Annotated in this window: 1 protein-coding gene; it reads left to right on the top strand. The window is 61.8% G+C overall.

What is annotated here, in order from left to right; genetic code table 11:
• A partial coding sequence (locus EA795_RS20545) for a tape measure protein (RefSeq protein WP_158601320.1) occupies window positions 1-1,601 on the top strand: 1,601 nt, incomplete at both ends.

Below are 1,601 nucleotides of genomic sequence, written 5' to 3'. Positions count from 1 at the left end.
CATCAGCCGCCCGCTGAAGGAAGCCGGCCGCGGCCAGAAGGATATTCTTGCAGTCACCGAGGCGGTTGCGACGTCGTTCCGGGTGTCCGGCGCCAGTGCGCAAGAGGCTGAGAACGGCGTCATTCAGTTTGCTCAGGCGCTGGGCGCTGGTGCGCTGCGTGGCGACGAATTCAACAGCGTGGCCGAACAGGCACCGCGCCTTATGCAGGCATTGGCCGACTCGCTGAATGTGCCAATCGGGGCTCTAAAGGAAATGGCCGCGCAGGGCCTGCTTACCGCTGACGTCGTGACGTCCGCGCTGGTCGAGCAGCTGGGCGTGCTGCGCACTGAGGCGGAGAGCCTGCCGGAGACTGTTGGCGGCGCCATGACAGCGCTGTCTGATCGCTGGAACGAGGCGATAGGGCAGGCGGACATACAGCCCCTGATTGACGCAATCAACGAACTAGGGGATACGCTGAGCGACCCCCATGTGATGGATAACTTGATTCGACTGGCGTCTGCGCTCGCTACGTTGGCCGGGGCCAGTGTTTCTGTAGTCAGCGATCTCGTCGACGTTCCGAAACAGATCGCTCTGATAGCCGCTAATGCTCAAGGCCTGGCAACCGAGCTAGATAACGTCGATAGCGAGATTGCGGCGATTGAGAAGTCTCTTGATGCAACGTGGTCGCCGGGCGATCTGCTCGTGGACATGTTCTACGACGAGAGCGAACTCAGAGCAAAACTGGAAGCGTTGAAATCGTTCCGCGCCGCGATCGTCGAGCAGCAGACTGGCATGACGGCCGAACTGCAAGCGGCGTCCAGTGCCGCCGCTAATGCAGCCGAAGCGGAGCGCGAGCAGGAGATCAAAGCCCGCAACACCTATGTCGCCGAACTCAAGACCCAGCAGGACCGCATGGTCAAAGCTGCCGAGCAGGCCAGCAAGAATCTGGTGGCAGCCGAGAAAAAAGCCAACAGCGACCTGCAGAAAGTCCGTGACGATCGCGTGAAGATCGAGCAGCGCTACCAGGAAGCGCTGGCCGGCATGAACTCCGGTGGCGAAGCATCCTACGGCGCGGCACAAGCCCTGAAGGTGGGGGCGCGTGAAGCACTGCGAGCCGGCGACGTTGAGGGCGCGCAAGCTCAGGCGCAAGCTGCGCTGAAGATGCTCCAGGATCTGCAAGCCGCTGGCGAGAACACCTATGGCTTCGGAGGCTTCATCGGCGAACTGCGCGATATCGAACTTGCTGCGAACGACATCGAGCAGAGCCGCGCGGAGCAGAAGATCGCCGACATCAAACAGGAGATGCTGAATCTCAAGGCGGCCGCTGCCGCGCTTCAAGACATGCCCGTCAGCGTGAAAATGGACGACGCAACGCTTGCCCAAGTGCAGTCGGCGCTTGATGCGCTGGCCAAGCGCGAGATCATCGTCAAGGTCGGTGCGCAGTACGACTTCAGCCAGCCCTACACGCTGCAAGATCCCGGTCCGGCGCCCCAAGGTTTCGCCACTGGCGGCTTGATCCGGGGCCCTGGCACTGGTACCAGCGACAGCATCCTGATGTATGGCTCCGACGGGGAATACATGATCAAGGCAGCTGCCGTGCGCAAGCTGGGGTTGCCGATTC

The sequence above is a fragment of the Stutzerimonas nitrititolerans genome, assembly GCF_003696285.1.
Taxonomy (GTDB): Bacteria; Pseudomonadota; Gammaproteobacteria; order Pseudomonadales; family Pseudomonadaceae; genus Stutzerimonas; species Stutzerimonas nitrititolerans.
The sequence above is the reverse complement of the archived record's forward strand: the minus strand, read 5'-3'. Positions and strand labels throughout refer to the sequence as shown.